Annotated in this window: 2 protein-coding genes; both read right to left on the minus strand. The window is 41.7% G+C overall.

Annotated features, from left to right (window positions below; all coding sequences use genetic code 11):
* Positions 1-54: 54 nt before the first annotated feature.
* The gene (locus H6G69_RS33465; RefSeq protein ID WP_242072279.1) at positions 55-981 is read right to left on the minus strand and encodes a caspase, EACC1-associated type; all 927 of its coding nucleotides are present in this window, start codon (positions 979-981) and stop codon (positions 55-57) included.
* Positions 974-1,381, minus strand: a complete 408-nt coding sequence (locus H6G69_RS33470; RefSeq protein ID WP_190694016.1) for a sugar ABC transporter permease — start codon at positions 1,379-1,381, stop codon at positions 974-976. Before H6G69_RS33470 ends, H6G69_RS33465 begins: the two co-directional genes overlap by 8 nt.
* Positions 1,382-1,506 lie beyond the last annotated feature (125 nt).

Genomic DNA, 1,506 nt, shown 5'->3' on the forward strand with positions numbered 1-1,506 from the left:
AGGTCTGTTGGGTATGATGTAGACATTGCTCTAGTAACCCTGTCGCATTTTTATCTACTGACACAATAGCGTTACTGGAGCTTTTTTAGACTTTCCAAACATCCTCTTAGCGTCATCATCAGATAATTGCCATTCAATCCGCTTAGATTCCAGTAATTCCAGCGCAAAAACCGAAAATCTACCCTGATTTAACTTGGCGCGTTGTTCTACTTCTTTGCGATACTTCAATTTAGGGTCATCTTTAGGCGACTTCGCCAGAAAAATGCGATAACCTTCCTTAACAGGATAAAACTCAGGTGTCATCGCGGGAGATGCTTCTTGCACTTTGCTTTTGGCATACTCATGCAACTCATCCACCGCAATTAAACCATCGCCATCTTTATCGGCAGCACCTTTTTCTATGCCTTCTACCAAATAATGAGTGTAAATCGACAATTCTAAATCATCAGATGCAAACGCATATTGTGTAGAAGTAGAAGCCGTGAGAATTGCTCTACCCTCACCGCCTAATTGCTGTTGCAGGTCAATATTCCCACCATATTTTGCTGTTAAACCCTTAGCAAAAGCACCACTAAAACAGCAATCTAAAATTACTACTTGTCGCTTAGATTTGCTTTGGTTCATCCAACTATGTACACTTGTCCCAGCTACAGCTGTGAATGGGAGCAATTTATTGTCTTGCTTTTGAGTTTCGCAACTCGAAAAGTAAAAGTCGCCATTTTCAACCGTCACCCCATGACCAGAAAAGTATAAAAGTACCAAATCATCTTTGTGACGATTAGCATACAAGTGATAAATTTCCCTTTCCATTTCTTGCCGTTGAGGATTTGTCAGCACTGTGACATCCCCTGGTGCAAAACCACCTATTTCGGGGTTAACCAAAACTCGCCGCATCGCTTCAATATCATTTACAGCATTAGGTAGCGGCGTTAGTCCTCGGGGATACTCACTAATCCCAATTAACAGTGCTACCTTAGCCATTGTTGCTATTTGATTTCTGGTTGAGAAATTCTTGTGCTTTTTGAAAAGCAAAATCAAATTCTTCGCGGCTGCTGGCTTCTAGGTTGAGTTCTCGACTGCCATCAGAACTTTCTTTAATCGATATCTTAATTGGTTTGTTGCCAAAGCGATCGCCCAGAAACCCAAACAAAGCTTTCAAGTTTTTGGGGTTAACCTCTGCATTCAAAAACCCCAACAAAAAGCCACCCAAAGCCTTAGAACCTTCCGGTACTTCTGTAACTGCAACTAAATCTGCGTCTTCTACCCCATCCACATCTCGCAACTGCGGGAGTAAATTCTGTACTTGGGCTTGCAACTCTTCATCATCCAAGCCCAATTGAGTCAGGGAAAACGTCACCTGAACATTAGATTTAGCTACCATATAAATCGCTTAAATATACAATACCGTTGCCAAAAAAAGAGTATGAAGAGGTAGGGCTGTCGTAGTAGAGTTATTGTCTTCCCAAACGACAACTCAAAAACTACGATTTAGCCCATGCCCGACAT

This window comes from Nostoc sp. FACHB-110 (assembly GCF_014697425.1).
Taxonomy (GTDB): domain Bacteria; phylum Cyanobacteriota; class Cyanobacteriia; order Cyanobacteriales; family Nostocaceae; genus Nostoc_B.

Bases quoted from the DNA above. Each gene is read 5' to 3' on its own strand.
- H6G69_RS33470 (WP_190694016.1), bottom strand. From the start codon at position 1,381: ATGGTAGCTAAATCTAATGTTCAGGTGACGTTTTCCCTGACTCAATTG.
- H6G69_RS33465 (WP_242072279.1), bottom strand. From the start codon at position 981: ATGGCTAAGGTAGCACTGTTAATTGGGATTAGTGAGTATCCCCGAGGA.